Source organism: Arthrobacter sp. JDC6 (assembly GCF_056484025.1).
In genome coordinates, this window is the sequence record NZ_CM151278.1 from 3,499,789 (window position 1) to 3,525,518 (window position 25,730).

General features: G+C 65.0%; 23 protein-coding genes. 11 read left to right on the plus strand and 12 right to left on the minus strand.

Going from position 1 to position 25,730, the window contains the following annotated elements; genetic code table 11:
* The first annotated feature begins 272 nt into the window (after window positions 1-272).
* Window positions 273-3,920 carry a TM0106 family RecB-like putative nuclease gene (locus tag ACV095_RS16215; protein ID WP_478222285.1) on the plus strand — a complete coding sequence of 1,216 codons (3,648 nt, stop codon included), beginning with the start codon at window positions 273-275 and terminating at the stop codon, window positions 3,918-3,920.
* Window positions 3,921-3,974: 54 nt separating this feature from the next.
* Here the strand turns inward: ACV095_RS16215 and ACV095_RS16220 are convergent, their stop codons facing one another.
* The 3 genes from ACV095_RS16220 to ACV095_RS16230 form a co-directional block, all read right to left on the minus strand.
* Window positions 3,975-4,289, minus strand: a complete 315-nt coding sequence (locus ACV095_RS16220; protein ID WP_056389332.1) for an acylphosphatase — start codon at window positions 4,287-4,289, stop codon at window positions 3,975-3,977.
* 105 nt (window positions 4,290-4,394) lie between these two features.
* Window positions 4,395-5,336, minus strand: a complete 942-nt coding sequence (locus tag ACV095_RS16225) for a pullulanase X25 domain-containing protein (protein WP_018771393.1) — start codon at window positions 5,334-5,336, stop codon at window positions 4,395-4,397.
* 261 nt (window positions 5,337-5,597) lie between these two features.
* Window positions 5,598-6,659 (minus strand): adenosine deaminase, encoded by a 1,062-nt coding sequence (locus tag ACV095_RS16230; RefSeq protein ID WP_478222286.1) that lies wholly within the window; start codon window positions 6,657-6,659, stop codon window positions 5,598-5,600.
* 312 nt (window positions 6,660-6,971) lie between these two features.
* Here ACV095_RS16230 and ACV095_RS16235 point away from each other — a divergent pair, with 312 nt between their 5' ends.
* Entirely contained in the window at window positions 6,972-7,613 is a 642-nt protein-coding gene (locus ACV095_RS16235; RefSeq protein ID WP_056389450.1) for a LysM peptidoglycan-binding domain-containing protein, read from the plus strand.
* A gap of 182 nt (window positions 7,614-7,795) precedes the next feature.
* Here the strand turns inward: ACV095_RS16235 and ACV095_RS16240 are convergent, their stop codons facing one another.
* Window positions 7,796-8,383, minus strand: coding sequence for a hypothetical protein (locus ACV095_RS16240; RefSeq protein ID WP_018771396.1), 588 nt, complete (start codon window positions 8,381-8,383; stop codon window positions 7,796-7,798).
* 156 nt (window positions 8,384-8,539) lie between these two features.
* On the opposite strand from ACV095_RS16240, the gene ACV095_RS16245 reads away from it, so the two are divergent.
* The 5 genes from ACV095_RS16245 to ACV095_RS16265 all read left to right on the plus strand — a co-directional run bounded on the left by ACV095_RS16245 (window position 8,540) and on the right by ACV095_RS16265 (window position 13,598).
* Window positions 8,540-9,460 carry an MSMEG_6728 family protein gene (locus ACV095_RS16245; RefSeq protein ID WP_142068461.1) on the plus strand — a complete coding sequence of 307 codons (921 nt, stop codon included), beginning with the start codon at window positions 8,540-8,542 and terminating at the stop codon, window positions 9,458-9,460.
* A 3-nt stretch (window positions 9,461-9,463) separates the two neighbouring features.
* Window positions 9,464-10,324: an SDR family oxidoreductase gene (locus tag ACV095_RS16250; RefSeq protein ID WP_478222287.1), complete on the plus strand. Its 861-nt coding sequence runs from the start codon at window positions 9,464-9,466 to the stop codon at window positions 10,322-10,324.
* A gap of 69 nt (window positions 10,325-10,393) precedes the next feature.
* Window positions 10,394-10,789: a DUF1622 domain-containing protein gene (locus tag ACV095_RS16255; RefSeq protein ID WP_478222288.1), complete on the plus strand. Its 396-nt coding sequence runs from the start codon at window positions 10,394-10,396 to the stop codon at window positions 10,787-10,789.
* 75 nt (window positions 10,790-10,864) lie between these two features.
* Entirely contained in the window at window positions 10,865-12,550 is a 1,686-nt protein-coding gene (locus tag ACV095_RS16260; protein ID WP_478222289.1) for an HNH endonuclease signature motif containing protein, read from the plus strand.
* Between the two features lie 229 nt (window positions 12,551-12,779).
* Entirely contained in the window at window positions 12,780-13,598 is an 819-nt protein-coding gene (locus ACV095_RS16265; RefSeq protein WP_223993952.1) for a YqjF family protein, read from the plus strand.
* Window positions 13,599-13,625: 27 nt separating this feature from the next.
* Here the strand turns inward: ACV095_RS16265 and ACV095_RS16270 are convergent, their stop codons facing one another.
* Together ACV095_RS16270 and ACV095_RS16275 are read right to left on the minus strand one after the other, a co-directional pair.
* Window positions 13,626-13,946 (minus strand): hypothetical protein, encoded by a 321-nt coding sequence (locus ACV095_RS16270; RefSeq protein ID WP_018769623.1) that lies wholly within the window; start codon window positions 13,944-13,946, stop codon window positions 13,626-13,628.
* A 46-nt stretch (window positions 13,947-13,992) separates the two neighbouring features.
* Window positions 13,993-16,446 (minus strand): Tex family protein, encoded by a 2,454-nt coding sequence (locus ACV095_RS16275; protein ID WP_478223467.1) that lies wholly within the window; start codon window positions 16,444-16,446, stop codon window positions 13,993-13,995.
* A gap of 137 nt (window positions 16,447-16,583) precedes the next feature.
* On the opposite strand from ACV095_RS16275, the gene ACV095_RS16280 reads away from it, so the two are divergent.
* Window positions 16,584-16,901 (plus strand): hypothetical protein, encoded by a 318-nt coding sequence (locus ACV095_RS16280; RefSeq protein ID WP_478222290.1) that lies wholly within the window; start codon window positions 16,584-16,586, stop codon window positions 16,899-16,901.
* A 251-nt stretch (window positions 16,902-17,152) separates the two neighbouring features.
* On the opposite strand, the gene ACV095_RS16285 is transcribed toward ACV095_RS16280, so the two are convergent.
* The 4 genes from ACV095_RS16285 to ACV095_RS16300 form a co-directional block, all read right to left on the minus strand.
* A complete protein-coding gene (locus ACV095_RS16285; RefSeq protein ID WP_134165609.1) occupies window positions 17,153-18,223 on the minus strand; it encodes an alkene reductase in 1,071 nt (356 codons plus the stop codon).
* 120 nt (window positions 18,224-18,343) lie between these two features.
* Window positions 18,344-18,952, minus strand: a complete 609-nt coding sequence (locus ACV095_RS16290) for a PKD domain-containing protein (protein ID WP_478222291.1) — start codon at window positions 18,950-18,952, stop codon at window positions 18,344-18,346.
* 320 nt (window positions 18,953-19,272) lie between these two features.
* Window positions 19,273-19,935 (minus strand): DUF6318 family protein, encoded by a 663-nt coding sequence (locus ACV095_RS16295; RefSeq protein ID WP_478222292.1) that lies wholly within the window; start codon window positions 19,933-19,935, stop codon window positions 19,273-19,275.
* Window positions 19,936-20,145: 210 nt separating this feature from the next.
* The gene (locus ACV095_RS16300; RefSeq protein WP_478222293.1) at window positions 20,146-21,873 is read right to left on the minus strand and encodes a purine-cytosine permease family protein; all 1,728 of its coding nucleotides are present in this window, start codon (window positions 21,871-21,873) and stop codon (window positions 20,146-20,148) included.
* A 184-nt stretch (window positions 21,874-22,057) separates the two neighbouring features.
* Between ACV095_RS16300 and ACV095_RS16305 the strand changes: the two genes are divergently transcribed.
* Window positions 22,058-22,492: a pyridoxamine 5'-phosphate oxidase family protein gene (locus ACV095_RS16305; protein WP_026265824.1), complete on the plus strand. Its 435-nt coding sequence runs from the start codon at window positions 22,058-22,060 to the stop codon at window positions 22,490-22,492.
* Window positions 22,493-22,511: 19 nt separating this feature from the next.
* Window positions 22,512-22,955: a very short patch repair endonuclease gene (locus tag ACV095_RS16310; RefSeq protein WP_223993948.1), complete on the plus strand. Its 444-nt coding sequence runs from the start codon at window positions 22,512-22,514 to the stop codon at window positions 22,953-22,955.
* 129 nt (window positions 22,956-23,084) lie between these two features.
* Here ACV095_RS16310 and ACV095_RS16315 read toward each other — a convergent pair whose 3' ends face one another.
* Complete coding sequence (locus tag ACV095_RS16315; protein ID WP_223993946.1) at window positions 23,085-24,224, minus strand: glycosyl hydrolase; 1,140 nt, start codon at window positions 24,222-24,224, stop codon at window positions 23,085-23,087.
* Window positions 24,225-24,554: 330 nt separating this feature from the next.
* Here ACV095_RS16315 and ACV095_RS16320 point away from each other — a divergent pair, with 330 nt between their 5' ends.
* A complete protein-coding gene (locus ACV095_RS16320; protein WP_018769614.1) occupies window positions 24,555-24,965 on the plus strand; it encodes an Hpt domain-containing protein in 411 nt (136 codons plus the stop codon).
* Here ACV095_RS16320 and ACV095_RS16325 read toward each other — a convergent pair.
* Entirely contained in the window at window positions 24,938-25,702 is a 765-nt protein-coding gene (locus tag ACV095_RS16325; protein ID WP_186447835.1) for a response regulator transcription factor, read from the minus strand. The genes ACV095_RS16320 and ACV095_RS16325 overlap by 28 nt on opposite strands.
* Between the last annotated feature and the right edge of the window lie 28 nt (window positions 25,703-25,730).

A 25,730-nucleotide genomic window follows, 5' to 3' on the forward strand; every position in this document is an offset into this window, starting at 1 on the left:
CAGCCGATAGGGCCGGTTGGTTGCCCCCAGATCGCAGACCCAAACGCGGCGCCGGAGTTGGATGGGCGCCTTCTTCATCTCCCGGCCAGGCGCTTGTGGCGGCTGCCCGCACTGAAAGGGTACTGCTGCGGGAGTCCGGCGTCCACGGAAATTCCAACCACCCAAATGGGCTAACCAATTACCCACGGTGCCTGTTTGTCAGTCCCTCTTGCTAGGTTTGATTCCAGGCCAGGGAAACCGTCTCCGGGCCCGCAAACAGTTGGGGAGGCCCCGTGTTTCTGCTGGACGCTGCCGGTCATCATGCCGGATCCGCTGCGCCGCCGGACCTGGTCTTCTCCGCCAGCGACCTTGTGGCAGCTTCCGAGTGTGAGTACCGCACGCTGCGAATCCTGGACGAAAAGCTGGGGCGTACTCCCAAGGCAGAGTTCCCGGTCGATGAGATGCAGAAGCGCGCCGGCGAACTGGGCGACCGGCATGAACAGACCGTGCTGGCCAGCCTGGTGGCCAAGTACGGCCAATGGGACGCGGGCCGCGGGTCCGGCGTCTACTCACTGGACCGCGGCCAAAACCTCCGGGGCGAGCTTCAGGCGAAACACGCAGAGACCGAACTTGCCCTGCGGTCCGGGGCGGACGTCGTGTTCCAGGCCACCTTCTTCGACGGCGAGTTCCTTGGTTACGCGGATTTCCTGGTCAATGAGGCGGCAGGCACCGGGAACCCCGGCCGGTACGAGGTCTGGGACACCAAACTTGCCCGGCACGCCAAGGTGGGGGCCCTGCTGCAGCTGGCTGCCTACGGCGACCAGCTCCTCGGGATGGGGCTGGATCCCTCCCCCGCCGTCACGCTGGTCCTCGGCACCCGCGTCGGCGACGATTGGCTGCGGAGCAGCCATTCCCTGCCGGACCTGCTGCCCGTTTTCCGTGAACGACGGCGGCGCTTCCGCCAACTCACAGCCACCCACCGGGCGGCCGATGGTCCCGTCCAGTGGCAGCAGCCCGGCGTCGTGCATTGCGGGCGCTGCGACTACTGCGCCGAGCAGGTGAAGTTGCACAGGGATCTGCTGATGGTGGCGGGCATGTCCGTGGTCCAGCGACGGAAACTTCATGCTGCGAAGATCACCAGCATCGATGAACTGGCAGCCATGCCGGCCGGCGAAGCCAGGAACTCCGTGGCCCGGCTCCGCGCCCAGGCGAGGATGCAGCTGGGCCTGGACCAGCCCGCAGGCTCGAGGACATTTACCAAGGATGGCCAGCCGCACACGGTCTCCTACACGGTCTTTCCGGACAACACCATCGGATCGCTGCCCGCCCCCAGTGCCGGGGACATCTTCTTCGACTTCGAGGGCGATCCGCTGTGGCAGGACCCGGCCACCGGCGCGTGGGGCATTGAGTACCTCTTTGGCGTCATCGAGGCCCCGGTGCCTGGTGCGGAAGGCGATCCCGTCTTCCGCCCGTTCTGGGCGCACTCCCGTTCCGGGGAGCGCCGCGCCTTCCTGGACTTCCTGGACTACGTGGAAAAGCGGCGTGCCCGGTACCCGGACATGCACGTTTACCACTACGCCCCGTACGAAAAGACCGCGCTGCGGAACCTTTCGCTTGCGCACCAGGCGGGCGAGGACACGGTGGATGACTGGCTCCGGCAGGGGCTGCTGGTGGACCTGTACGCCACGGTGCGGCATTCCCTTCGGATCTCGGAGGCGTCGTACTCCATCAAGAAGCTTGAACCGCTGTACATGGGAGACAACCTCCGGTCCGGGGACGTCAAGGACGCCGGCGCTTCGGTGGTGGCCTACGCCGCCTATTGTGCCGCCCGCGATGAAGGGCGGCAGGACGAGGCCGACACCATCCTGGCGTCGATTTCCGACTACAACCGGTACGACTGCCTCTCCACCCTTCGGCTGCGTGACTGGTTGCTTCGAATCGCTTCCGTGGCCCGTGCGGACGCCCAAGCGTCAGGGGACGCCCCTGCGGCGGCTGCTTTGACCGTTGCTCCCCCGACAGATCCCGCAGTCGACGGACGCCAGGATGCACAGGACGAAACCGCCGAAGAACGTCGGCTCCGCGAGTATCTTGCCGGCCTGCCGGACAACCGCCCGTGGACTGACGACGAGCGTGCCATCGCCATGGTTGCGGCAGCCACCGGATATCACCGGCGTGAGCGCAAGCAGTTCTGGTGGCAACACTTCGACCGGGTCGAGGCGCCGCTGGAAAACTGGTCCGACCAACGCAACGTGTTCGTTGTATCGTCAGCGGAAGTCGTCTCGGACTGGGCGTTGGCCAAGCCCCGGGAACGGATGCAAACCCGCGTCCTGAAGCTCCGAGGCACCATGACGGAGGGCTCCGATTTCCGCGCCGACTCCAACTGGTGCCGGCTGTACGACGCCCCGGGACCTGATGGCATGACCGCCCCGGACGCTGCCCCGGGGACCAGGGCCTACTCCTTCGGGACCAGGATCAGCGAACTGGAGCCGGCACCGGACAGCCCGGAACACTTCGTGACCATTGCCGAGCGGGAGACCGGGAAAGTTCGCGCCTATCCGCACCTTCCGGTGGCACTCACGGAGGACCAGCCCCTGGCCACCGCCAGCATTGAAGCAGCCATCGCGGACATCGCCAGCGCTGTCGGGGCTTCGGTGCCGTCCCTCCCCGCGCAACCGGGCCTGGACATCCTGCGCAAGTTGCCGCCGCGGTTCCACTCGCTGCCAGGGCCGGCGGACGTCCGGCATGGCGACGATGGTTCAGCCGATTACGCGGGGGCCATCACCGAATCTTTGCGGGACCTGGACCACTCCTATCTGGCCGTCCAGGGTCCGCCAGGGACAGGCAAGACCTACGTTGGTGCCCACGTCATCGGCAGGCTGGTGGCCGAGGGCTGGAAGGTCGGGGTGGTTGCCCAGTCCCACAACGTGGTGGAAAACCTGCTCTGCCGGGCAATCGAAACCGGCGGAGTGGACCCCCAGGTGGTGGGCAAGAAACTGGCCGCACCCCATCCTGTCCCCTGGAACCTCACCTCAGAAGGCGACGTGTCCCGCCTGCTGGCATCCCCGGGCGGATGCCTGGTGGGCGGCACCGCGTGGACCATGACCGGCAAGGAAGTCCCCGCCGGGTCCCTCGATCTCCTGGTCATTGACGAGGCCGGGCAGTTCTCGCTGGCCAACACCCTGGCGGTCAGCGTCGCGGGTACGCGGCTGCTCCTGCTGGGCGACCCCCAGCAGCTCCCGCAAGTCACCCAGGGCGCGCACCCGGAACCAGTGGACCAGTCCGCGCTTGGCTGGCTCGCGGCCGGCCACGCCACCCTTCCCGTAAGCCTGGGCTACTTCCTCGCCGATACCTGGCGGATGCATCCGGACCTGTGCCGGGCAGTGTCGAACCTCGGCTACGAGGGAAGGCTGGCATCGGCTCCGGCCGCGTCCCTTCGCGAACTGGAGGTCCTGGCGCCCGGGGTGGAGACGGTGTTCGTCAACCACACCGGCAACGCCACCGCGTCAAAAGAAGAAGCTACAGAAGTGGTAAGCCAGGCCCGCCGGCACCTGGGCCTGAAATGGACCTGCGGCCCGGACACCGAATCCCGCCCCCTCGGGCAGCAGGACCTGCTGGTGGTGGCCGCCTACAACGCCCAGGTCCACCTGATCCGCAGGCACCTGGCGGAGGCCGGACTGCCCGATGTCCGGGTGGGCACCGTGGACAAGTTCCAGGGCCAGGAAGCTCCCGTAGTGCTGGTCTCCATGGCATGCTCGGCCGTCTCAGAGGCTCCGCGGGGAGCGGAGTTCCTGCTCAACCGGAACCGCATCAACGTGGCGGTGTCCCGCGGCCAGTGGCGCGCGGTCATCATCCGTTCCCCCGACCTCACCAGCTACATGCCGCACAAGCCCGCGGGGCTGGAGGAACTCGGGGCCTTCATCGGGCTTAGTCCGCGGGATTAGTGCGGGACAGGCCCCCTGACGGCGCCGCGGGAACGTCGCTGCCGCGGGAGCGACTCAGTGCGCCCGGAAGCCGCGGAATTGACCGGAGGCTTCGGATATCGATGCCTCCACGTTGTCCACCCGGCCCGGCGTGCGGCCGGATTTGAGCCACTCCAGGAGCTGGCGCACCTTCGGCTCGGGCCCCTCGGCCACCACGGAAACCGAACCGTCGTCGAGGTTCTTCACTTCGCCGGAAAGTCCAAGGTCCTCAGCCTGGCCCATGGTCCGGAAGCGGAAGCCCACAGCCTGCACCATGCCGGATACGCGCGCGTCCAGCCGGATATTGGCCTGCGCCGGGTTTTCCTGCGCGGGCCCTGCGTGCCTACCCATGGTGGACCTCCTCGTCCGCAGCTTGCCGTCCCGGCCGGGCCGCGCTACCTGTCACCGTTGTTTGGAAACGACAGTCAGCGCGGCCCGGCCGGGCGGATGCATCCCTTAGTTGATGGTGATGTCGCGGGTGGCGTGGTTGTAGCGGATGGTCACCTTGCCGCCGGCGTGGTGCAACTCGTGGTTGGGACCGTCGAACGTGCCGAAGGCACCGTAGTTCTCAGTCCAGGATCGGTTGAGGGCGATCTTGAAGGTGTAGAACCCGGCGGGAAGCTCGGCGCTCTTCTTCCACAGCTGGTCCAGGAAATCGAATTCCATCTGCGCTTCGTCGTACTGCGGTGCCCAGTTCTCCGGGGCACCCAGGATGGTGTTGAAGTCACCAGCCAAGGCCACAGCTTCGGGCTGCGGAAGGGTTTCAACGTCCGGGCCCTCGAACGGCTCGGTGGCGGCGGAGGTCTCGGCAGCGGGGGCTGCTGCTGCCTTGTCCTTGGCCGAAGCCTTGCCCTTGCGTACTGCCTTCACTACGGGTTCGACGGCGTCTTCGATCGCCTTGGCTGCCTTGCCCACCGCCGAGGCGGCCTTCTTCGCGGGAGCCTTCCTGGCGGTCTTCTTCGGAGCCTCCTCCTTGGCCGGAACCTCCAGCGTCGCCGCGGCGGCGGAGACCGGGCGGACAAAGCCTTCGGGAGCCGTGGGAACGGGAGTATCGGCAGGGACGGGAGTGCCGGCGTCGAGCGCTGCGGCGAAGGAATCAGCGTCGGGGAAGGCGACGGTAGCGCGCATGCCGTCCTCGGTGATGGTCCAGCCCGAGCGGCCCTTGATCAGCCAGCCGGCCTTGACCAGCTTGGCGGTGGCGGAGGTGAGGGTCTTGTGGCCGCGCGGGATTCCGCCGCTGAGAAGTTCTGCCTCATGCTCGTTGAACGGCACGCGGGCAGTTGCTTCCGCCAGGACCTGGCCTGCATTCAGTGCATCGCCGGACCACACGCCTTCGGTCAGGACATCGAGCACGGTCTTGAGTCGAAGGTAGGTGTTTTCTGCGGTGGACTTGGCCATGATTCCCCTTATATAAAAGCGATCGGTCTTAGGCATCTTGCCAACAGCCCATTAAATCGCGCGACTTTAATTGGTAAATTCTGCGTGTCGTGACCGACTATGAAGCGGATTGTGCCGCAAGTGAGGCGGAGGTCTCGGGTAAGGGCTGTCTGCATAACCCTCAAGTGCTGGCATGGATGCTGCCCTGCACTCCCCAGACACGCCTGCGGCACTTAGTTTACCGGGCAGAAAGACCGGCTGTTGCCCCCGACACAGCAGCGGTCAGTCGGACACTTCCCTGCCGTTCAATTCCGCCAGCAGCTCCGCTTTCCGCTCCTCTGACGCGAACGAGGAATGGATGGAGTTCGCTGCGAGGCGTGCCCTGTCGAAATCAGAGAGTTCAAACACCGAAGTCAGCTGCGCAAAGTTGTCATCCACGTAGCCGCCGAAGTAGGCGGGATCGTCTGAGTTGACCGAGACGTTGAGTCCGGCGGCCAGCATCGCGGGCAACGGATGGTCGGCCAGGGTGTCTACGGCACGGAGCCGGACGTTGGACAGGGGACAGACCGTCAGGGGAATGCGTTCGTCCACCAGGCGCTCCACCAGGTCGGGGTCATCCATGCAGCGGATCCCGTGGTCGATCCGCTCCACGCCCAGGAGGTCCAGGGCTTCGATGATGTACGACGCCGGGCCCTCCTCCCCCGCGTGCGCCGTCAACCGCAGGCCTGCTTCACGCGCCTTCGCGTACAGCCGCTCAAACTTGGACGGCGGGTTTCCCACTTCGGCCGAATCCAGGCCGATGGCACCGATGGGCGCATTCATGGCCAGCAGCCGGCCGAGGACTTCCAGCGCGGAGTCCTCCGGCAGGTCCCGGAGGAATGCCGCGATCAGGATGGTGGAGAGACCGTAGTCCTCCTCCGAGGTCTCCAGCACCGATGCCACACCCCTGACGCACGCCTCAAGGGGAATGCCGCGGGAGAGGTGCGCCTGCGGGTCCATCATGATTTCCGCGTGCCGGACCCCGGCGGCAGCAGCCCGCTCCAGGTAGGCCCGGGTCATGTCCGCAAAGTCCTGCTCGGTTCGCAGCACCGCCATGTTGGCGTAGTAGAGGTCAAGGAAGGACTGCAGATCCGTGAACTCATACTTCTCGCGGAGTTCGTCCAGACCGGAATACGGCAGCGCAATACCGTTGCGCTCGGCCAAGGCAAAGATGAGCTCGGGCTGCAGCGTGCCCTCGATGTGCAGGTGCAGTTCTGCCACCGGGAGGGGCTTGGCAGGGGCTGCGGGTTCCGCAGGGTCCGTTTCGGTTTCGGGCATGGTGCTGCCGCCGGCAAAGTTGTCCATCCGGTCAGGATAGTGCCCCTCCCGGTTTTGCGCCTGCCCGGGACTTCGACGCCTTAAAGACCGCCGGCTCCCCGCAGATGCACTGCACCTACCCGACACCCCTGCTGGAATCTCGATTTGATAACGCCAAAGCGATGTCCTAGCGTGAAATGCATGCCCGCCCGGCGGGCTCTTTGATTGCCCGGTGCTGCCTCCACCAGAACTGCCCAGCGGCAGCCACCGACAGTGACCTCTATTTGTCAGGGGCGGGCAGTGGCGCGACGATCTCCGGGGACGGAACCAGCGCTGGTGGCCTTCAGGAGCATCACCATCATGAAAAACACCAAATTCCGTACTGCCGCACGCCGTGGAGTCACCCTGGCCGCCGTCTCCGCGGCAGGTTTGGCCCTCTCAGCCACGGCGGCCAACGCAGCCACCCCGACCTCCACCTGGGATGCACTCGCCCAGTGCGAGAGCGGCGGCAATTGGTCCATCAACACCGGTAATGGCTTCTCCGGCGGCCTGCAGTTTACCTCCAGCACCTGGGCCGCTTACGGCGGAACCGGCTCCCCCGCGGATGCCAGCCGTGAACAGCAGATCGCGGTAGCGGAGCGGGTCCAGGCCTCCCAGGGTTGGGGTGCCTGGCCCTCCTGCGCGTCCCAGCTCGGCCTGAGCGGTGGCGGCGGAGCCCCGGTCCAGAGCGCGCCCGTCCAGGCTGCTCCCACGCAGAGCGTCCAGGTTCAAAGTGCCCCGGCTCAAAGTGCTCCGGTTAAGCAGGCACCGGCGCCGCGGCATGCTACGTCGGTTGCCCTTAGCGGCGAGACCTACACGCTGCAGGCCGGGGATACCCTGAGCATTGTTGCCGACAAGCTGGGCATCCAGGGCGGCTGGCAGCATCTTGCCGACGCCAACCTGGACACTATTTCGGATCCGAACCTCGTGTTCGAGGGACAGGTTATCCAGCTTCCCGCGTAACGCCTGAGGCGGCATCACCAGCGGCCCCCTGGCCGCCCGCCTTTTGGAAGGCGACACAGACAGGTCGGCGATAGACAAATTCCGTTGACCAAAAGACGACGCCGGCACACCCCCACAAGGGATGTGCCGGCGTCGTTCTTTTAATTCCCGGGCCGCTGCCGGAGTCGGCAGGGAACCGCCGGTCAGCTGGCCGGCAGTTCGCGGACGATCCGCACCTTCCAGGCGGAGTCGTCGCTGGTGTCCAGCAGGGCAACCGTGCCGTGCGCAAGGTTCAGGGCGACACGCTTGACGGCCAGCAACTCCAGGTAGAGGTGCTCGTTCATGCGGCTGGGGGTGTCGATCATGTATTTCACGGCGTCGCGCACCTTGCGGTAGTTGGCGCTGCGTTCGCGGTGCATGTGCAGTTCCAGGGCGGAGCGCTGCTTGAGCCGCGGTTCGTGCCGGTTGAGCAGCGTCACTGCTGCGTGGACCGCAACGACCAGGGCGAGTGAGACTCCGTAGATCCACACGCCGCTGGACAGCAGGAACAGGGGCAGGTTGCCAATGGCCACAAGCGCGATGACCACGCGAAGGGCGGCGATCCGCCGGACCGTCCTGGCCACGGTGGCCATGCCGTCGCGGAACCGGTGCTGGTCCTTGCGCGCGGCGGCGGGATCGATGGTGAACTCGTCGAGGACCAGGATTCCCTGGGCTTCCGGGGCCAGCATCTGCCCGAAACGGGGCAGGGCGGTGCGGGCGTGGGCGACTGCTTTGTCAGGTGTAGATGTCATGAGAGAGCTTCCGAAACGCGGTTGGGGTTGCGGTGATCTTAGTGGTTTAACCTGAACGTCGTATGCATGCGTCCACTATTTGGACATTAACCCCTCCCCGATGTGGCCGTTGGCACAGCAATTGGCACTTCCGCCGGGGACCGTCAGACTGAATAGATGCAAACCTTCCTCCCGTACCCTGACTTCCGCCAAAGCGCCAAAGCCCTGGACACTGCACGGCTGGGCAAGCAGCGGGTTGAAGCGCTGCAGACCCTCCGCGCCCTGGTGATTCCCGGGTACGGTTGGCAGACCCACCCCGCGATCCGCATGTGGATGGGCCACGTGCCGGCCCTCACCATGTATGGGCTGGCGATGGTGGACGAATGGATCGAACGTGGCCACCCGGACAACACCCGGGCGAACATCGCCGAGTTTGCGCCGCAGGCTGCCCATCCGGACTACGCCGCCAAGATCATCCTGCCGCCCTGGCTCGGGGACCCCGACTTCCACCTGAGCCACCGTTCCAAGCTGGTGCACAAGGAACCGAAGTTCTACACGTCCGTTTTCCCGGACGCCATTCCGGACATGGACTACGTCTGGCCAGAACCCCGGCACGAATTCCTGCCGCAGGAACCGGAGGGGGACATTCTCTGGATCCTGCGGGAGCCGCATGACGACGTCGACCCCCAGTCGCTCAGGACCGTTGCGCTTCCGCCGGTGAACCGGAGCGCTGCTGCCGCGGCCGCGATGTCGGCCGGAGATGACGGTTACTCCCCTGTCTACGTGGACGACGGGTCCCGCCGGCCGTCACGGGCGCCCAAGAAGGCGCCCCCGAAGCCTCAGGAGAAGAAGCCCACCCGCAAGCGCGCGGCGCAGGAGGAGGCGTTCCGGACCCTCCCGGGGAAGACGCCGGTTGCGGTTCCGTTCGAGAACGGAGCCAGGTTCGCCGTGGGACAGGTCGTGGGGCGCCCCATCACCCTCGATGACGGCCGCTTTGGCAGGAATTTCGAGGTCATGGAGATCATTGACCGCTCCGCGTTCGCGTACCCGGCGCTGTTGCAGGATCCGCGCGTGTTCTTCCCGGTTGAGGCGCCGTAGGCCGTGACGATTCTTTTGGCAGGGTGCGGCGACCTGGGTACCGAAGCGGGGCTCAGGTTCGCTGCGTCGGGGCACAGGGTTGTGGGCTGGCGCCGGTCCCCTGCGAAGCTTCCGGCAGCCATTGAAGGTGCTGCGGCGGACCTGGGCTCGCCCGAACTGCCGCCAGTCCCTGCGGACACCACCGCCGTCGTCATTGCCGTCGCTGCCGATTCCCCCTCGGAGGAGGCATACCGGACGGCGTATGTACGTGGTGTGGCACATGTCCTGGATGCGCTCGAGCGTGACGGCGTGCACCCGGACCGCGTGTTATTTGTTTCCTCCACGGCCGTCTACGGCGATGCGGGTGGCGGCTGGGTGGACGAATCCACGGCGCCGGATCCGGGCGGCTTCTCCGGACGGGTGCTGGTGGAAGCCGAGGATCTCCTGCACAACAGGCTTGCGGGAACCGGGACCACCGCTATTGCGCTCAGGTTGGGAGGCATCTACGGGCCGGACCGGACGCGGCTGATTGACCAGGTGAAGACAGGCTCGGCCGTTGTTCCCGAGGACGTGCGCTACACCAACCGGATCCACCGTGACGATGCAGCGGCCGCCATTGTGCACCTTGCCACCATGGAGGCTGCGCCCGCGCCGGCATATAACGGCGTGGATGATGAGCCGGCCGAGCTGGGTTCCGTGTTGCGGTTCCTTGCAGCCGAACTTGGGCTTCCAGAACCCCGGGTGGGTGACGCCGGTCCCGCTCGTGGAGGCAACAAGCGTTGCCGTAACCACCTGCTCCGAAGCACCGGGTTCACCTTCACGTTTCCCACGTTCCGGGAAGGGTACAGGGACGTCATAGCAGGGAACGGCATCCGCCATCCGTGACGAAGGCCGCCGTCCAATGGGTTACAGCCAGGTTGGCCGCGGGATGCCTGGCCCGAGCTAAGGCGGGGCATGGAATTTCGGCAGGTCATTGAGGCAGTTGGGCAGCTTGTCGACTTTGCGGGAGTCGCGGTGATGGTGATCGGGGCCGTGGTGTCCCTCCCGCTGGCGATCCGTGGCCATCAGCCGCGCCAGCTTCCGCCGGGGGCCGGGAAGCTGGGTTTCTACCGGTCCTACCGCCAGTTGCTGGGCCGGTCCATCCTGCTGGGCCTTGAACTGCTCGTCGCCGCCGACATCATCCGCACCGTTGCCGTCACGCCCACGTTCGCCAGCGTTGGGGTGCTGGCCATCATCGTGCTGATCAGGACGTTCCTCAGCTTCTCCCTGGAATTGGAAATCACGGGGCGCTGGCCCTGGCAAAAGGAGCCGGCCGCGGCCCGTACCGGCTCCGCCGCCGCCCCACGCTGAGCACCCGGGGTTGGGTTTTCCACATAGGTGTTTTGGGGGCTCTTGATTGTCGGTGGTGGCTGGCAGAGTTGGGTTATGGAGGCCATTGGGGAGCAGCTGGACGGGCCGTTCGGCGGGTTATACGGTGGGTTGCTCGGCGGGAACGCTGACGACGCCGGCAGCCGGCGGACGAGTCCGGCCCGCCTTCGCGCCGTCCCCGGCGGGGAGGGATCCGGCCCTGCCATCGTCGGGGCACTTGCCGAAGAACTCGCCACCGCCGCCCTGGCCGCCCCGGGCCTCCTGGCCACCGCCACCTATGTCGAGGCCGCCGATTACGCCGCCCGGGTCGAGAACATTGCCCGCACCGTGGAGTATCTACAACTCCTGGCCGCCGCCGCCGTGGACCGCACCCGTACCCAGGCCATCACCCAGGCCACGGCCAGGACCACAGCAGCCCGCAGACCCCTGGCCCCGCCCTCCCCTGCCGATGACGGCTGCCGCAACACCGCGGAGTTCCTCCGCCTCAGGCTCCGCATCCCCATCCGCGAAGCACGCCGCCGCCTCACCCTCGCCCAGCACACCCTGCCCCGCACCAGCCTCACCGGCCAACCACTCCCACCAACCCGGCCCCACCTCGCCACCGCCCTCACACCCCACCCCGCCACTGACGGGACCACCCCGCAACCGCCCACCGGAACCACCCTCCAGGCACCGGCCGTGTCCTCCTACGCCGCGACCCTCATCACCGCCACCCTGGACCGGCTCCAACACCACACCACCCCGGACACCCTGGACCGGATCGAAGAGCACCTCACCACCGCCGCCACCAGCACCGACCCCGACTTCCTCACCCGCCTGGCCCAACGCTGGACCGACACCATCGACGCCGACGGCACCGAACCCACCGAAGAAGCCCTCCGCCACACGCAAGGCGCCTTCATCCGCAAACCACGCCACGGCCTGCACCACCTCGAAATCTTCGCCACCACCGACCAATACGAACACCTCCTCACCGTCATGAACACCGCCACCAACCCCCGCACCGGCACCGGGAACATCCCAACGGCGAACAACGCAACCGACCACACCGCCCAGCCGGCCCCGCCTGACCTGGACCGGCGCACCCGCGCCCAAAAACAACTCGACGGCATCATCACCGCCACCAAAACCGCACTCGCCACCAACACCCTGCCCACCACCGGCGGCAACAAACCCCAAATCATCGCCACCATCCACTACCGGGACCTCTTCCCCACCCACACCACAGCAACAGCGACAGGAAAACGGCCGGGAATACCCGCACCACCAGGGACACAGACAGGCACAGGGACAGAGGCAGGGACCGGGGCTTTCGCGTTCACCGGACCCGTCGCCGCCACCACCCTGCGCAAAATCGCCTGCGACGCCGACATCATCCCCGCGCTCCTGGGCACCCACGGCGAAATCCTCGACCTCGGCCGCAAAACCCGCCTCTTCACCCCCGCCCAACGCACCGCCCTCACCACCCGCGACCAAGGCTGCGCCTTCCCCAACTGCACCATCCCCGCACCCTGGTGCGAAGCCCACCACATCACCTACTGGTCACACGGCGGACCCACCACCACCAACAACGGCGTCCTGCTCTGCAGCCACCACCACCACCTCATCCACAAAGAACAATGGACCATCACCACCACCAACCACACCCCAACCTTCATCCCCCCACCCCACCTCGACCCCACCCAAAAACCCCAACAAAACCACTACTTCAAACCCCCACCACCACCCCACCAACACGAATGAAGACCAGACGGCCTTGCCACTACGGTTGCCCAGAAGTCCCGGCCGGGACCCCCCTTGCCATCAGGCTCTTTCGGCCCGGCCCTTCCTTCGACAACACCACCCGGGGACCGGCAGCCTCAGTTAGGCTTCAAGCATGACGGGCACATCAGTGCGAACGTTGCTGAATTTCTCTGCCTAGATCAGTCCAGCGAGCCTATTCAGCCGGGCCAATCGAAGGAGCACATGGGCCTTGACCGGAAACTTGGGTGCCCCGGCAGTGTGGCCGCGGCCACCGGAACTTCCTGCGCCGGTATTCTCCGACCAGCGGTGGCTCGACGCAGTCTTCCTCCACTGGCGCATCACGGAGGAAGAGGCAGCAACTTTCATGCCCGATGGCGTCCGGCCGGACGTGTTCGACGGCAGTTCGTGGGTGGGCCTGATCGGTTTCCGCATGGAACAGGCGGGACTTGGACGCGGGCCGGGCATTCCCTATCTGGGGAGCTTCAACGAGGTCAACGTTCGGCTGTATTCGCGGGAACCAAATGGGACCCGCGGCGTAGTGTTCCTGAGCCTGGATGCGAACCGGCTGCCCGTCGTTCTGGCAACGCGAGCGGTGGGAATTCCCTACGTGTGGTCCCGTATCCGGCAAAGGCCGCCTTTTCCCGGCAGTAGCGTCGTCCGGCGCCAGCATGGCCACAGCGAGGTCGAGGCCGCCGCGATCACTGATGAATTTCCTGTGGGCTACTCCGTGCGCCGGTTCGGCAGCGCGGCGGCACGCAGCGACTTCACGGTGGTTCCCAGACTCCGCGCCGCCGCCGGCGATCCCCTGTCAGTCTTTCTGACCGCCAGGTTCGGCATGCATGGGCACTTCTTCGGAAGGACGGCCTTCATACCAAACACGCACCAAGCGTGGCCACTGTTCGGAGCTAATGTCCACCAGCTCAGCGACGGACTCATCAAAGCTGCCGGCATCAGTGTGGGCGGGCCGCCCGAGTCTGTCCTCTACTCGCCTGGAGTCCGGACCAGATTCGGCAGGCCACGCCTGGTCTGCGCCAGCGCCACCGGCTAAACCTCACGATCCGGCTGATGCAAACCTTTAGACGTCCTGCCAGCCCTGGCCTTCGCTGAAAGTACTCACCAGCGTGCCCACCCCCGCCTGCAGGGAGTTCGACGGGTCGAAGTACAAGGATGCCTCCGAGGCGCGGCTGTGGGTGATCAGCTGCTCAGCCTCGAGCTTCGCCTCGGGCACGGTAGCTCCGATAATTGCCGTACGGGCCGGGAGCTCGGGCGTGTGCACCACGTCGGCGCCGGTCTGGGTCAGCGGAACCGTGGTGCCGGTGTTGATCTCGTCGTGCGGGAACTCGAACTCGGCATCACCGGGAGCGGCAGGAACTGTGTACTCCAGGAAATAGGTCATACTCCACCCTTGCAGAAAAGCCGCCACTGCCAAAAGCCCTGATGGACTACTTGCCCAGGCCGGCCTTCCTGAGCGCCTCCGCCATTGCCGTGTTGACGGGCTGGGCTACAGGAGTGGGACGGCCACCACCCGCGGTCCTGCCTGACGGCTGCTTCCCTGGCTGTTGCCGGTCCGGGCGTCCACTGCGCTCACCCTTGCCGCCGCCCGCTCCCCGGCGGTTGTCGTTCCCGCCCGGTCTCCCTGCCCCGGGCTTCGCCGAGCCGCTCCGCCCGGAACCTGCACCGCCGCTGGCCGGTTCGTCGTCGAGCCTTAGGGTCAACGAAATCCGCTTCCGCTCAGGATCAGCTTCCAGGACCTTGACCCTGACCACCTGGCCGGACTTCACCACCTCGCGCGGATCGGACACAAAGCGGTTGGCCAGGGCGGAGACGTGGACCAGGCCGTCCTGGTGGACTCCGATGTCCACGAAGGCACCAAACGCCGCAACGTTGGTCACGGTTCCTTCGAGAATCATGCCCGGCAATAGATCAGCGATCTTTTCGATCCCCTCCGAGAAGGTGGCGGCGGCAAAGGCGGGCCGGGGGTCGCGCCCCGGTTTGTCCAGCTCAGCCAAGATGTCCCTGACCGTCGGCAGACCGAAGGTATCGTCAACGAACTTCTGTGGGTCCAGGGACGACGCCGGGGCCGCGCCGGCGGCCTTCAAAACCTTGCGGGCGACGGCGTATGCCTCCGGGTGCACGCTCGACGCGTCCAACGGCTCGGCTCCTCCGGAGATCCTCAGGAAGCCGGCACACTGTTCGAAGGCCTTCGCGCCCAGCCGCGGTACCTTCTTGAGGTCGGTGCGCTTGTTGAAGGGTCCGTGCTCGTTCCGGTAGGCCACAATGTTTTCGCTCAGCAAAGGACCGACGCCGGCCACCCGGCTCAGCAGCGCGGGCGAAGCGGTGTTGACGTCAACACCCACGGCGTTGACGCAGTCCTCCACGACGGCGTCCAGGCTGCGGTCCAGCTTCGACGCCGTCACGTCGTGCTGGTACTGGCCCACGCCGATGGATTTGGGGTCGATCTTCACGAGTTCGGCCAGCGGATCCTGCAGCCGCCGGGCAATGGAAACGGCGCCCCGGAGCGAAACGTCCATTCCCGGCAGTTCCGCGGCGGCGAGCGCGGAAGCAGAGTAGACGGACGCGCCAGCCTCGGACACCACGAGTTTCTGCGGTTTCCGGTCCACGTCCGGGAGGAGCTTGATCAGTTCGGCAGCCAATTTGTCCGTCTCGCGCGACGCCGTGCCGTTGCCGATGGCTACGAGTTCGACGGCGTGCTGCCGCGCCAACCGCACCAGGGTGGCCAGGGCGTCGTCCCACCTGCGTGCCGGGGCGTGCGGGTAGACCGTGTCTGTGGCCACCACCTTGCCGGTGCCGTCCACCACTGCGACCTTGACGCCCGTGCGCAGTCCGGGATCCAGCCCCAGCGTGGCGCGGTTTCCAGCAGGGGCGGCCAGCAGGACGTCGCGGAGGTTTGCCGCGAACACCCTGACCGCTTCGTCTTCCGCCGCCGCGAATAACCTTGCCCGAAGATCAGAGGTGAGGCGGGACAGCACGCGGGAGCGCCATGCCACCTGCGCGGTCTGCAGCAGCCAGGCGTCGGCGGGGCGGCCGCGGTCGGCGACCCCGAGGAACCTGGCCACGGCGGACTCGTAGCGGGCGCGGGCGGCGGTGAGGGCGGCGTCGTCCGATGGATCGGCTTCGGCGAGGTCCAGCTCAAGGATGCCGTCCTTCTCCCCGCGGAACAGCGCGAGGACCCGGTGGGACGGCATCCTGTCCGGCGCCTGGGCGAACTCAAAGTAGTCCGCAAATTTCTGGCCTTCTGCCTCTTTGCCCTTCTTGACGCGGGACACCATCCGGCCCTGGACCCACAGCCGGTCCCGCAAATTTGCTGCGAGGTCGGGATCCTGGGCCACCCTTTCCACCAGGATGGAGCGTGCACCTGCGAGCGCGGCGGCGGCGTCATCAACGGAATGCGCGCTGTTGAGGTACTTCGCGGCCTCGCGGTCGGGATCCAGGTCCGGCCGCTTCAAGAGTGTGTCCGCGAGCGGCTCCAGGCCTGCTTCCCGGGCGATCTGGGCCTTCGTCCGCCGCTTGGACTTGAACGGCAGGTAGATGTCCTCAAGCCGCGACTTGGTGTCCGCCGCCAAGATTGCCTTGCGCAGTTCCGGCGTCAGCTGGCCTTGCGCTTCGATCGCGTCGAGGACGGCACGACGGCGGTCCGCCAGCTCCCGGAGGTAGCGGAGCCGTTCGTCGAGGTCGCGGAGTTGGGTGTCGTCCAGCGTCCCGGTGGCTTCCTTGCGGTACCGGGCGATGAACGGAACTGTCGACCCGCCGTCGAGCAATTCAACTGCAGCCTTCACTTGCCAAGCCTTGACCCCCAGCTCAGCAGCGATCTGGGCAAAGAGTTCGTCCTCCCCTGATGCGCTGGGGCGGACGGAAGCGGCGGAAGGTCCTGGCATTTGGGTCACCAGAACATCTTGCCTTACCGGCCTGCGGGGCTCCACCGCCGCCGTACTCGCTGAGGCGCCATAGGGAGAAGCAGGTATTCCCCTGGGACGCGCAAAGTGCTGTAGTGGACTAGCCATCACTGGCACCCATGCTCGAGGAAGAGGCCACCATGCGGGAATTGCTGGTTGTGTTTCAGGACGGGTTCGACGAAGCGAACATCACCGTGACCGTGAACGGGAAGGCTGTGCGCAGGGATGTGGGGATTTCCACGAATCCGCTTCTCGGCATCGCGTCAGAGGTCTCGGTAGAGCTGCCGGCCAAGGGTGCCCAGGTGGGCGTTGAGGTCACCAACCGTGGGCTGAAAGCCATCACCAAGGTCAGCGGCAGGCCCAAGAGTGTGCTGGTGTCCATCGAGGACGGGCGCTTGGTGATGAAGGAAGGGACCGGCCGGGAAGCCGTGCTCTAGCGCTTTTTCCTTGCGGCAAAACTGGCTCTGGTAAGAGTCCATTCGTTGGAGTAGCATCTGATCACCGCCGGCATCCGATGGAGTCCGGCGGGCCACATAATTCTTCAGCCGTGAGGTCGTCGGATGACCTTCCGGTGTTGCTGCCCGGGACCAGCACCCCAGACAGCCAACGACGGCGGCACCCATGATGGGTGCCGCCGTCGTCGTTTTGTTCGGCTCAGCCGATCCGCCGCTCAGCCCTGGTAAGCCGCTCAGCCCTGGTAGGCCGGGTAATCCGTGTAACCGGTGGCGCCTTCGGCGTAGAAGGTGGAGGCATCGGGCTCGTTCAGCGGAAGGCTTTCCTTCCAGCGGCGGGCAAGGTCCGGGTTGGCGATCGCGGGGCGGCCCACCACCACGGCGTCCGCATGGCCCTCAGCCACCAGGCTCACGGCTTCTTCCCGGGTGGTGACCACGCCGAAGCCTGTGTTCACCAGGAAGGTGCCGCCGAAGCGTACGCGAAGGTCCTGGACAAGTTCGCCGGCAGGTTCGTGGTGCAGGATGCTCAGGTAGGCGAGGTTGAGCGGCGCAATGCTGTCCACGAGGACTTCGTACGTAGCACGAACATCCGCGGCGTCGGTCTCGGCAATGCCCTGGACGTTGTGCTCCGGGGAAATGCGCAGGCCCACCCGGTTTGCGCCGAGGGCGGCAACCACTGCGTTGACCGTTTCGATCACAAAACGGGCGCGATTCTCGGGTGATCCGCCGTAGCTGTCGGTCCGGATGTTGGAATTCGGCGCCAGGAACTCGTGCAGGAGGTAACCGTTGGCCGAGTGCAGTTCCACACCGTCGAACCCTGCCTCAATTGCGTTCAGGGAGGCGTTGACGATCTCCTGGATGACGACGGGGAGTTCATCGGTGGTCAGTGCCTGCGGCACCGGGTAAGGCTTCTTGCCGGCCGGCGTCCGGACGTCGCCGTCAATCGCTACTGCACTGGGGGCGACAATGGGCAGACCGCCGGTGATGTCAGGGTGCGAAACCCGGCCGCCGTGCATGATCTGGGCGAACATGCGCCCGCCTTCGGCGTGGACGGCATCCGTAACCTTTTTCCACCCTGCAACCTGCTCCTGGGTGACGATGCCCGGCTGGCCGGGATAGGCCTGTCCTGCGGGGGTGGGGTAGGTGCCCTCGCTGACGATGAGGCCAAGGGACGCGCGCTGGCGGTAGTGCTCGACGACGAGCGGGCCCGGGATGCCTTCCTGACCGGCGCGGAGGCGGGTCAGGGGTGCCATCACCAGCCGGTTGGGAAGTTCAAGTTCGCCGAGGGTGAGTGGGGAAAACAGCATGCGCAGTTCCTTTCGAAGGCTGAAGACGTACTGCCTTTGCCAACTGTGGGGCGCGTGCAACTATTCCGGACTTTCGCTGGTGCGATGGGGATCACAGCCAGTTCTGCCCTGCTTTTGAACCTAACGTGGTGCTCCGGCACCCGGGCAGCCCTGCCCCTGGGGATTGGCGTTGCAGTCGTCGGCGTAGTTGCGGGTGAGCGAGCGCCAGACGCTGATCCCTTGCGGGGGCGCGCTGAACTGGCCCTGGCCGGGTATCGGAAGGGGTGGACCGGAGTTCACCGAATAGGTGCCTTGGAACGAGGTTGTCAGCACCACCTGGAAATCGCCGGTGGATGCGTAGGCGTGGCTGGTCCGGGTCTTCTCGCCCCACCTGTCCTGCGGCAAGGCGCCGCCCATTGACGGCTGGGGGCCGAAAACCGTGCCGTCCCCGTAGTTCCAGGTGTATTGGACGGGTGTCGCCACCACGTGTACCTGTTGGCCGAACATGGTGATGTCGAACTGCTGTTCAATCGCTTCCGCGTAAAAGTTCGTCTCCGCGCCCCGGAGGGTATTGGGGCTGGGCTGCGCCACAACCTTCCCGGCGTTGACCGGCAGGTTCTGGAACTGGCGCTGGATATCGGCGGCGATCCGGGGCAGGAGGTCCTCGGGCTTCGGATCGTAAAGGCAGGTGGGTCCTGATTGATGCGCCCAAACCGCGCCGGGTACGCCCCGCGGCCGCGACAGCCACACGACCGGAATGCCCTTGGCACCGTCCTCCCGGTCCTTGCAGTCGAGCTGGCGGGCAAGACAAGGGGTGTCAAAGTCTCCTCCGCCGAGGTGGCATTGGAGCTCGTACTTGTACTCGTTGGGGTCGGTGCTTACAGTCCCAGGTTCAGGTGGAGAGATATGACCGGTGACTGGATCCTTAGTCCAACTGTCAACGTCTATTCCCACCTCACCGAAATCAGCTTCAAGACCGTCATCCGCAAATCCTGGGGGCACGAGCCCGGCGTTCAAAACCACCAATATGATCAGGAACGAAACAATGCTTCGCGAGCTTAATCGAAGCATCAGCGTAAGGGATGCAGATCGTTGACGCGCCAGGCGCCAGCCTCGAAGTTGGCCAACAGTACGTTGCCCGTGTTCGAACCGTTACTGGCAGTTCTAAACTCCCTGCCGCCGGGCTCGTAGTAACTGATAGGACTCTGCAGGACCTGCAAAATGACTTGGAAGTTTCCATCAGCAGATCTCTCAAACGTAGTCGTTCTGACGGGAATCGTGATCTTCCCACCCGACAGCCAGCGATTCCCTTGATAGTTGGTAATCAGAGAAGTGCTTAGTTTCGAGCAATAGTCACAGCCTGGCGAGGTTACTGACTCTAGGCCCGCCACATCACCAGTCTGGTAAGCGTAATTGAGTAGTTCAAACCAATAGGCAGTAAACGCCTCTAGTCCTTCCTTCGTTTCCGTCTTGGCTACTTCCGGCAACACGGGGACGGGAACGTTTTGGGCGGGCCCGGACGCGTCGGCTGGCTTATAGACGGCGCTGGGTGTGGGGGTGGGAGTCGGCGTGGTGCTGGCTGTGGGCGTCTCGGCCGCCACGGGCGACGAAGTGCCGCCCGGCCCCGGAGAGCCCCCGGAATTGCAGCCGGACAGAGCCAGTGAAAGACCAATAACAAGGGCTGCTGCCCCGGACCGCACAGCGCGGGACGTAAAGAAGTTCTGTGATGTCATGGGCCGCTGTACCCCCAGTAAATTTCAAGACGGCTTGCTCCGGACAGTGAGTTAAGGGTAGCCCACGTCACAATTCGGCGACCGAACTTATCCACAGGCGGACCCGGTTCCGTTTCTACCATCCGGAATGCGACAGAAGAAGTCATAAAGGAAGCCGGCACACCACGTGCACCGGCTTCCTTTTTGTAATGACCGCCAGAACTAAAGCGCCTATTTTCCGGCTGGGAGCACCAACTCCCCTGTCTTGTCCGTCGACAAGGCGAGCGAAGAAACGTACTGGATACCGCCGTCGGGAGCGTCCTGCGCGGAACGCACCATGTCCGGCCGCTCGAATTCCAACCCCGTCACGTGGCACAGGAGCTTGGCGTCGCTCGGGTTCCCATCGGCGTCGAACATGGGCAGATCAATGCCGTCTTCGGTGCGGCGAAGATAAAACCTGCCGCGGGTCAGCACAGCGAGAACCGGCGGCAGGACCAGCGCCAGGCCAACCGCGAAAATGGGCGAGTACGGCTGGATTGCGGCACCGAACGCACCAAAGAACACGGCAATGGAAATTCCTGCGGACACCAGCATGGAGACGAATCCGACCGGGTTCACGGCGTACAGCATGCCGCGGCGGAACTCCGGCACCTTCGGCGAGATCTTCAGCAGGTACTTGTTGATGGCGATATCGGACGCCACCGTGACCACCCAGGCCATGGCGCAGTTGGCGTAGAAGCCGAGGATGGTATTGAGGAAATCGAACATGTTCGCTTCCATCAGAACCAGCGCAATCAGCAGGTTCACCACGACGAACACCATCCGGCCCGGGTACGTCTTAGTGATGCGCGTGAACGAGTTGGTCCACGCCAGGGAGCCCGAATAAGCGTTCGTGACGTTGATCTTAATCTGCGAGATGACCACCAGCACCACGGCCAGCGTCATGGCCAGCCAGGCCGGCATCATCTCCTGGTAGACGCCCAGGAACTGGTGCACGGGCTCATTGGCCGTGGCAGAGGCGGCGGGGTCCAGTGTGGCGATCAGGTAGATGGCGATAAACAGTCCCACAATCTGCTTGATCGCCCCGAAGATCACCCAGCCCGGACCGGCAAGGATCACCGCGCGCCACCAGGCTCCCTTGTTGGCCTCGGTACGCGGCGGCATGAACCGGAGGTAGTCGATCTGCTCGGCGATCTGCGCCATCAGGGACAGGCACACTCCGGCTGCGAGCATCACGGATGCCAGGTTCGGTCCGCCATCGCCGGACGCACCCGTGTACGCGAAGAAGCTGTCGATGCTCTCCGGATGGGACATCAGCAGGTAGCCCACGGGAACCACCATCAGCAGCAGCCACAGCGGAGTGGTCCACACCTGAAGTTTGGCCAGGGTGTTCATCCCATAAATCACCAGCGGGATGATGATCACGGTGGAGGCGGCATACCCCAGCCACTGCGGGACGCCGAGCCCCAGCTCCAGGCCCTGCGCCATGATGGAGCCCTCCAGCGCAAAGAAGATGAAGGTGAAGGTCGCGAAGATAACGTTCGTGACCACCGATCCGTAGTAGCCAAAGCCGGAACCGCGGGTGATCAGGTCCAGGTCGATGTTGTACCGGGCCGCGTAGTAGGCCAAGGGGAATCCGGTGGCGAAGATGACGACGGCTGCCACCAGGATCCCCAGGATCGCGTTGACAGTGCCGTACGAGATCCCGATGTTCGCGCCGATCGAGAAGTCCGCCAGGTAGGCGATGCCGCCCAGCGCGCTCGTTGCCACCACTCCTGCACTCCACTTGCGGTAGGAGCGCGGCGCGAACCGCAGCGTGTAGTCCTCCAGGCTTTCCTTGGTGGCGTTCAGCGCCGCGGTGTTGCCTGCCGTCGGGGTTGCCGGGGAATGTCCGACGACGGCGGCACCGGATGGTGCCGCCGGTTCCAGTAATTGCGTTGTATCTGTGTCGTTGCCCATTAGGTGCGTCGCTTTCGTTTGCGTTTAGCCATCACGGCCCTGCGTGCGACGCTATCCAGCAGGAAAGACAGTCCGGTCACAAGCCTGTTTCGGAAGTGTTAAGCCTTGACGGACCTGTCACAAACAGGCGGAGATGGGTACAAAGCCTCTGGCGCATTTCTACTGCGAGTAGAACAATGGCCGCATGATGTTTGAACACGCGGACGGCAATCCCGTCCTGGAACTCGATGACGAGCAGTCCTGGCGCCTGCTGGCGGCAACGCAGCACGGGCGGCTGGTGGTTTCTGTTGCGGGGGAACCGGACATTTTCCCGGTGAATTACGTGACCTCAAACCGGAAGGTCTACCTGCGCACGGCGCCGGGAAACAAACTCGCGCAACTGACCATCAACGCCCAGGTGCTGTTCGAGACCGACGGCATCCTCTCGCAGGAGGCCTGGTCGGTTGTCCTGAGGGGCACAGCGCGTGTGCTCAGCAATTCGGATGAGCTCGCAGCCATTGAGGAGCTTGGCCTGAAGACCTGGGTTCCAACACTCAAGGACTTCTACGTGGAGATCGAACCGAAGTCCGTCAGTGGCCGGCACTTCGTGTTCGGCGAACAGCCGGAACGGGAGATCTAACCGCTCCTAGACTGGAAGGATGGCGGACAGGTCCACTGCAGACAAGCTCACCCCCGAGCAGCGCAGCTGGAACATGTCCCGGATCCGCGGCAAGAACACCAAACCCGAGCTTCTCGTCCGCAGGTTGCTCCACGCCAAGGGCTATCGGTACCGCCTGCACGGCAGGTCCGGCGGCACCAAACTTCCGGGAAATCCGGATCTCGTCTTCGCCGCCCGGCACAAGGTGATCTTCGTCAACGGCTGCTTCTGGCATTTCCATGACTGCAGGGTGGGCCTGCACGCTCCGAAAACCAACGCCGAGTTCTGGGCCGCCAAACGCATCCGGACGCGAGAGCGCGACGAAGGTCAGCGCCGGCAGTTGGAAGACGCCGGCTGGGAAGTGCTGACAGTCTGGGAGTGCGAGCTGAAGGACCGTTCAGCCCTCGAAACCCAGTTGGTGAACTTCCTGGACGCCGGCGGCTGACGCAGGAATTCTTGAGGAAATCTTAAGCCGCTGCCAGCACTGTCCTTGATCCTGGCGAGGCAGGATGAACGGGTTGCCGCGATCAGGCAGCACGCCACTGACAGTTTCGGAGCGGCTATCCCCTATCCCCTAGCTTCTCCGGGCCAACAGGGCGGACTTGAAGGCGGATGCCGACGAGTCACTGCTGTTGATGCGCCAGTCCGTTTCCTTCTGCAGATGGAACCAGACGAAGCCCATCACGTCCGGCTGCGCGGCCAGATAAGACACGAGGTCCGTGTTCCAGGCGGCTTTGGAACCACCCAACTCACTGGACGCTGTCTCCGCGATCAGGACGGGTTTTCCGGGTGCCAGGGTGCGGAGCTGGGAGATGCCGGGGCCAAGGAGATCCACCGGGGAAACCCAGCTGCTCCAGGTTTGGGACGTGCCCCAGTTGTAGCCGTCCAGCGCCACGATGTCCACGTAACCTGCCCCCGGGTACAGGCCGGCCAGGTCGGTCGAGCCCCAGTAGGGCACGTTCGGGGACCAAACCCACTGGACATTGGCGGCACCCGTCGCGGCGACAACGTCGTGCACATGACGCCAAGCGGCCACATAGTCTCCGGGCTGGTTGCCGTTGACGCCCTCGGCCCACGGGTACCAGTTGCCGTTCATCTCGTGCGCAAAGCGCAGCATGACCGGCTTGCCCCAGGCCGCCAGCGACTGGCCCCACTGGGTGATATTTGCGTCGAAGTCACCGGCAGCCACCCGGTCAAGCGAATAGGCCGGCTGTTCCACCCCGCCGCCCCAAGCCCACGGCTCCCAGGTCACCAGGGGCGTGGCACCCCGCGAGCGCACCGCATCCATCTCGGTGATTGGCGGAGACTGCAGGAAATCCTTGTAGATCATGACCATCGAGGGACTTTCCCCGGCCAGGGTGGCCACCTCGTCAAGCTCGGTGCCGGCCAGCGCTCCCCCGGCGGTTGCCACTCCGAAGCGCAAGGGAGCCGTGCTGACTGTGGGCGGCTGCGGGGCGGGCGCTGGTGCTGGAGCCGGGGCAGCCTGAACCACGAAAATCGCGGAAGCCTTGATGGACGAGGTCTTGGCAGTGATGGTGAGGTTTCCGGTTGACGCCGCTGGAATGGTGATCCCCGTACTGAAAGCACCCGTCGATGTGGTCTGGAACGCGAAGGTCGTGGAACCCACAATCACTGTCCCGGTAGTGGAGACCTTGAACCCTGTTCCGGTAACGGTCACCGCGGAACCGGCCGGACCGGAAGCCGGGTTGAGCATAACTTGAGGTGAAGTGGCTGCGCTGGCCGGCTGGATTATGGACACGGCCAAACCAGCCACGATTAAGAGCGCGGCAAATAAGGTCCTGAGCGTTCGGAACACGGCAATCTATCCCCAGATTGAAGGCGGTTTTGGGCCGCTGTTGACGTCAATGCGGAAAGCACTGGCCTTGATCCTATGGGCAGCAAACCGCACTCCCATCAAGAAAACCACAATTCTTGCCGAGTCTTCTGCAAGGTAAAGGGAACGGTCCTAACCTGAAAAAAGACGAAGCACCTCCGCATTACCACCCTGTTTTCCGAGTCAGCAATTCCAGCAGAAAGGAGTGTCATGAGCACTTCAGATGATGCGCCCAGGCCGCTGGTAGACCAGTCCGTCCTGGACCGGCTGCGGGAAGAGCTTGAGGAGGAAGAAGGCTACAGCAGGGTCTTCGTGGGGAACTTCATCGAGTACCTGCCACAACGGCTGGCCCGTTTGCGGCTTGCCCTGACCACCGGAGACCTCGACGGATCGATGGATGCCGTCCTCAGCTTGAAGACCTCAAGCCAGATGGTTGGAGCCGAGCGGCTGGCGGGGCTTGCCCTGGAACTGGAGAACGAGATCCGGGCCGAGGCGCGACACGCTGACATGACGGTGGCATTGCCCAGGCTGGCAGCCGCGTACCTGCGGCCCATCACCCAGTGCAGCAGGCAAACCACGCACCGGCTGCAGGCTCAGTGCTGCCCGGGCGCCAAGCGATAACCCACTCCGCGGACTGTTTGCAGCCACCGCGGCTGCTGCGGCGAGTCGCCCAGCTTTTTGCGCAGGTTTCCCATGTGGACCTCGACGGAACGTTCGTCGGCCTCGCTGATGTAACTGCCGACGTCGTAATCCTCATCCCGAAGCCTGCGCACCAGGTCGGACTTGGTCCGGACCGTCCGGCCGGCTTCCAGGAGCGCGTACAGGAGTTCGAACTCCGTTCGGGTCAGGTTCATCTCTTTGCCGTCGACGGCCACCGTGCGGGACGCGTAGCTGAGTTCCAGCCCGTTGTGGCTGAAGTTTCCACGCTCGGGGTGGGCGGTTCCGTCTTGGGAAGCATCCACCGTTACCTCGCCGGGCTCGGGAACGGAGCGTGGCCGCCGCATCATGGCCGCGACGCGGGCGCGCAATTCGCGCGGCCGGAACGGTTTGGTGAGGTAGTCGTCCGCACCCGACTCGAGCCCGATCAGGGTGTCCAGTTCCTCGGTGCGGGCCGTGAGCATCACGATGTAGGCATCCGAAAACTCGCGGATCTGCCGCGACACCTCGAATCCGTCGATGTCCGGCAACCCCAGGTCCAGGGTGATGACGTCAGGATTCAGGCTCTTTGCCATCAGGACGCCCTCCGCGCCGCCGCTGGCGACCGAGACGTCGAATCCAGCCTGGGTCAGCACAGTGCGAACCAGTTCCCGAATGTCGTGGTCATCCTCGATGACCAGACCCACACGTGCCTCACTCATAGAGCCCCCTCAGTGCCAACGTCAGAAG

Coding starts and splice junctions, on each gene's coding strand:
- ACV095_RS16280 (WP_478222290.1), top strand. CDS start 16,584: ATGCTCGAGGAAGAGGCCACCATGCGGGAATTGCTGGTTGTGTTTCAG.
- ACV095_RS16255 (WP_478222288.1), top strand. CDS start 10,394: ATGGAATTTCGGCAGGTCATTGAGGCAGTTGGGCAGCTTGTCGACTTT.
- ACV095_RS16230 (WP_478222286.1), bottom strand. CDS start 6,659: ATGGACAACTTTGCCGGCGGCAGCACCATGCCCGAAACCGAAACGGAC.
- ACV095_RS16225 (WP_018771393.1), bottom strand. CDS start 5,336: ATGGCCAAGTCCACCGCAGAAAACACCTACCTTCGACTCAAGACCGTG.
- ACV095_RS16245 (WP_142068461.1), top strand. CDS start 8,540: ATGCAAACCTTCCTCCCGTACCCTGACTTCCGCCAAAGCGCCAAAGCC.
- ACV095_RS16300 (WP_478222293.1), bottom strand. CDS start 21,873: ATGGGCAACGACACAGATACAACGCAATTACTGGAACCGGCGGCACCA.
- ACV095_RS16285 (WP_134165609.1), bottom strand. CDS start 18,223: ATGCTGTTTTCCCCACTCACCCTCGGCGAACTTGAACTTCCCAACCGG.
- ACV095_RS16270 (WP_018769623.1), bottom strand. CDS start 13,946: ATGACCTATTTCCTGGAGTACACAGTTCCTGCCGCTCCCGGTGATGCC.
- ACV095_RS16320 (WP_018769614.1), top strand. CDS start 24,555: ATGAGCACTTCAGATGATGCGCCCAGGCCGCTGGTAGACCAGTCCGTC.
- ACV095_RS16315 (WP_223993946.1), bottom strand. CDS start 24,224: ATGCTCAACCCGGCTTCCGGTCCGGCCGGTTCCGCGGTGACCGTTACC.
- ACV095_RS16275 (WP_478223467.1), bottom strand. CDS start 16,446: ATGCCAGGACCTTCCGCCGCTTCCGTCCGCCCCAGCGCATCAGGGGAG.
- ACV095_RS16325 (WP_186447835.1), bottom strand. CDS start 25,702: ATGAGTGAGGCACGTGTGGGTCTGGTCATCGAGGATGACCACGACATT.
- ACV095_RS16220 (WP_056389332.1), bottom strand. CDS start 4,289: ATGGGTAGGCACGCAGGGCCCGCGCAGGAAAACCCGGCGCAGGCCAAT.
- ACV095_RS16240 (WP_018771396.1), bottom strand. CDS start 8,383: ATGACATCTACACCTGACAAAGCAGTCGCCCACGCCCGCACCGCCCTG.
- ACV095_RS16310 (WP_223993948.1), top strand. CDS start 22,512: ATGGCGGACAGGTCCACTGCAGACAAGCTCACCCCCGAGCAGCGCAGC.
- ACV095_RS16235 (WP_056389450.1), top strand. CDS start 6,972: ATGAAAAACACCAAATTCCGTACTGCCGCACGCCGTGGAGTCACCCTG.
- ACV095_RS16295 (WP_478222292.1), bottom strand. CDS start 19,935: ATGACATCACAGAACTTCTTTACGTCCCGCGCTGTGCGGTCCGGGGCA.
- ACV095_RS16305 (WP_026265824.1), top strand. CDS start 22,058: ATGATGTTTGAACACGCGGACGGCAATCCCGTCCTGGAACTCGATGAC.
- ACV095_RS16260 (WP_478222289.1), top strand. CDS start 10,865: ATGGAGGCCATTGGGGAGCAGCTGGACGGGCCGTTCGGCGGGTTATAC.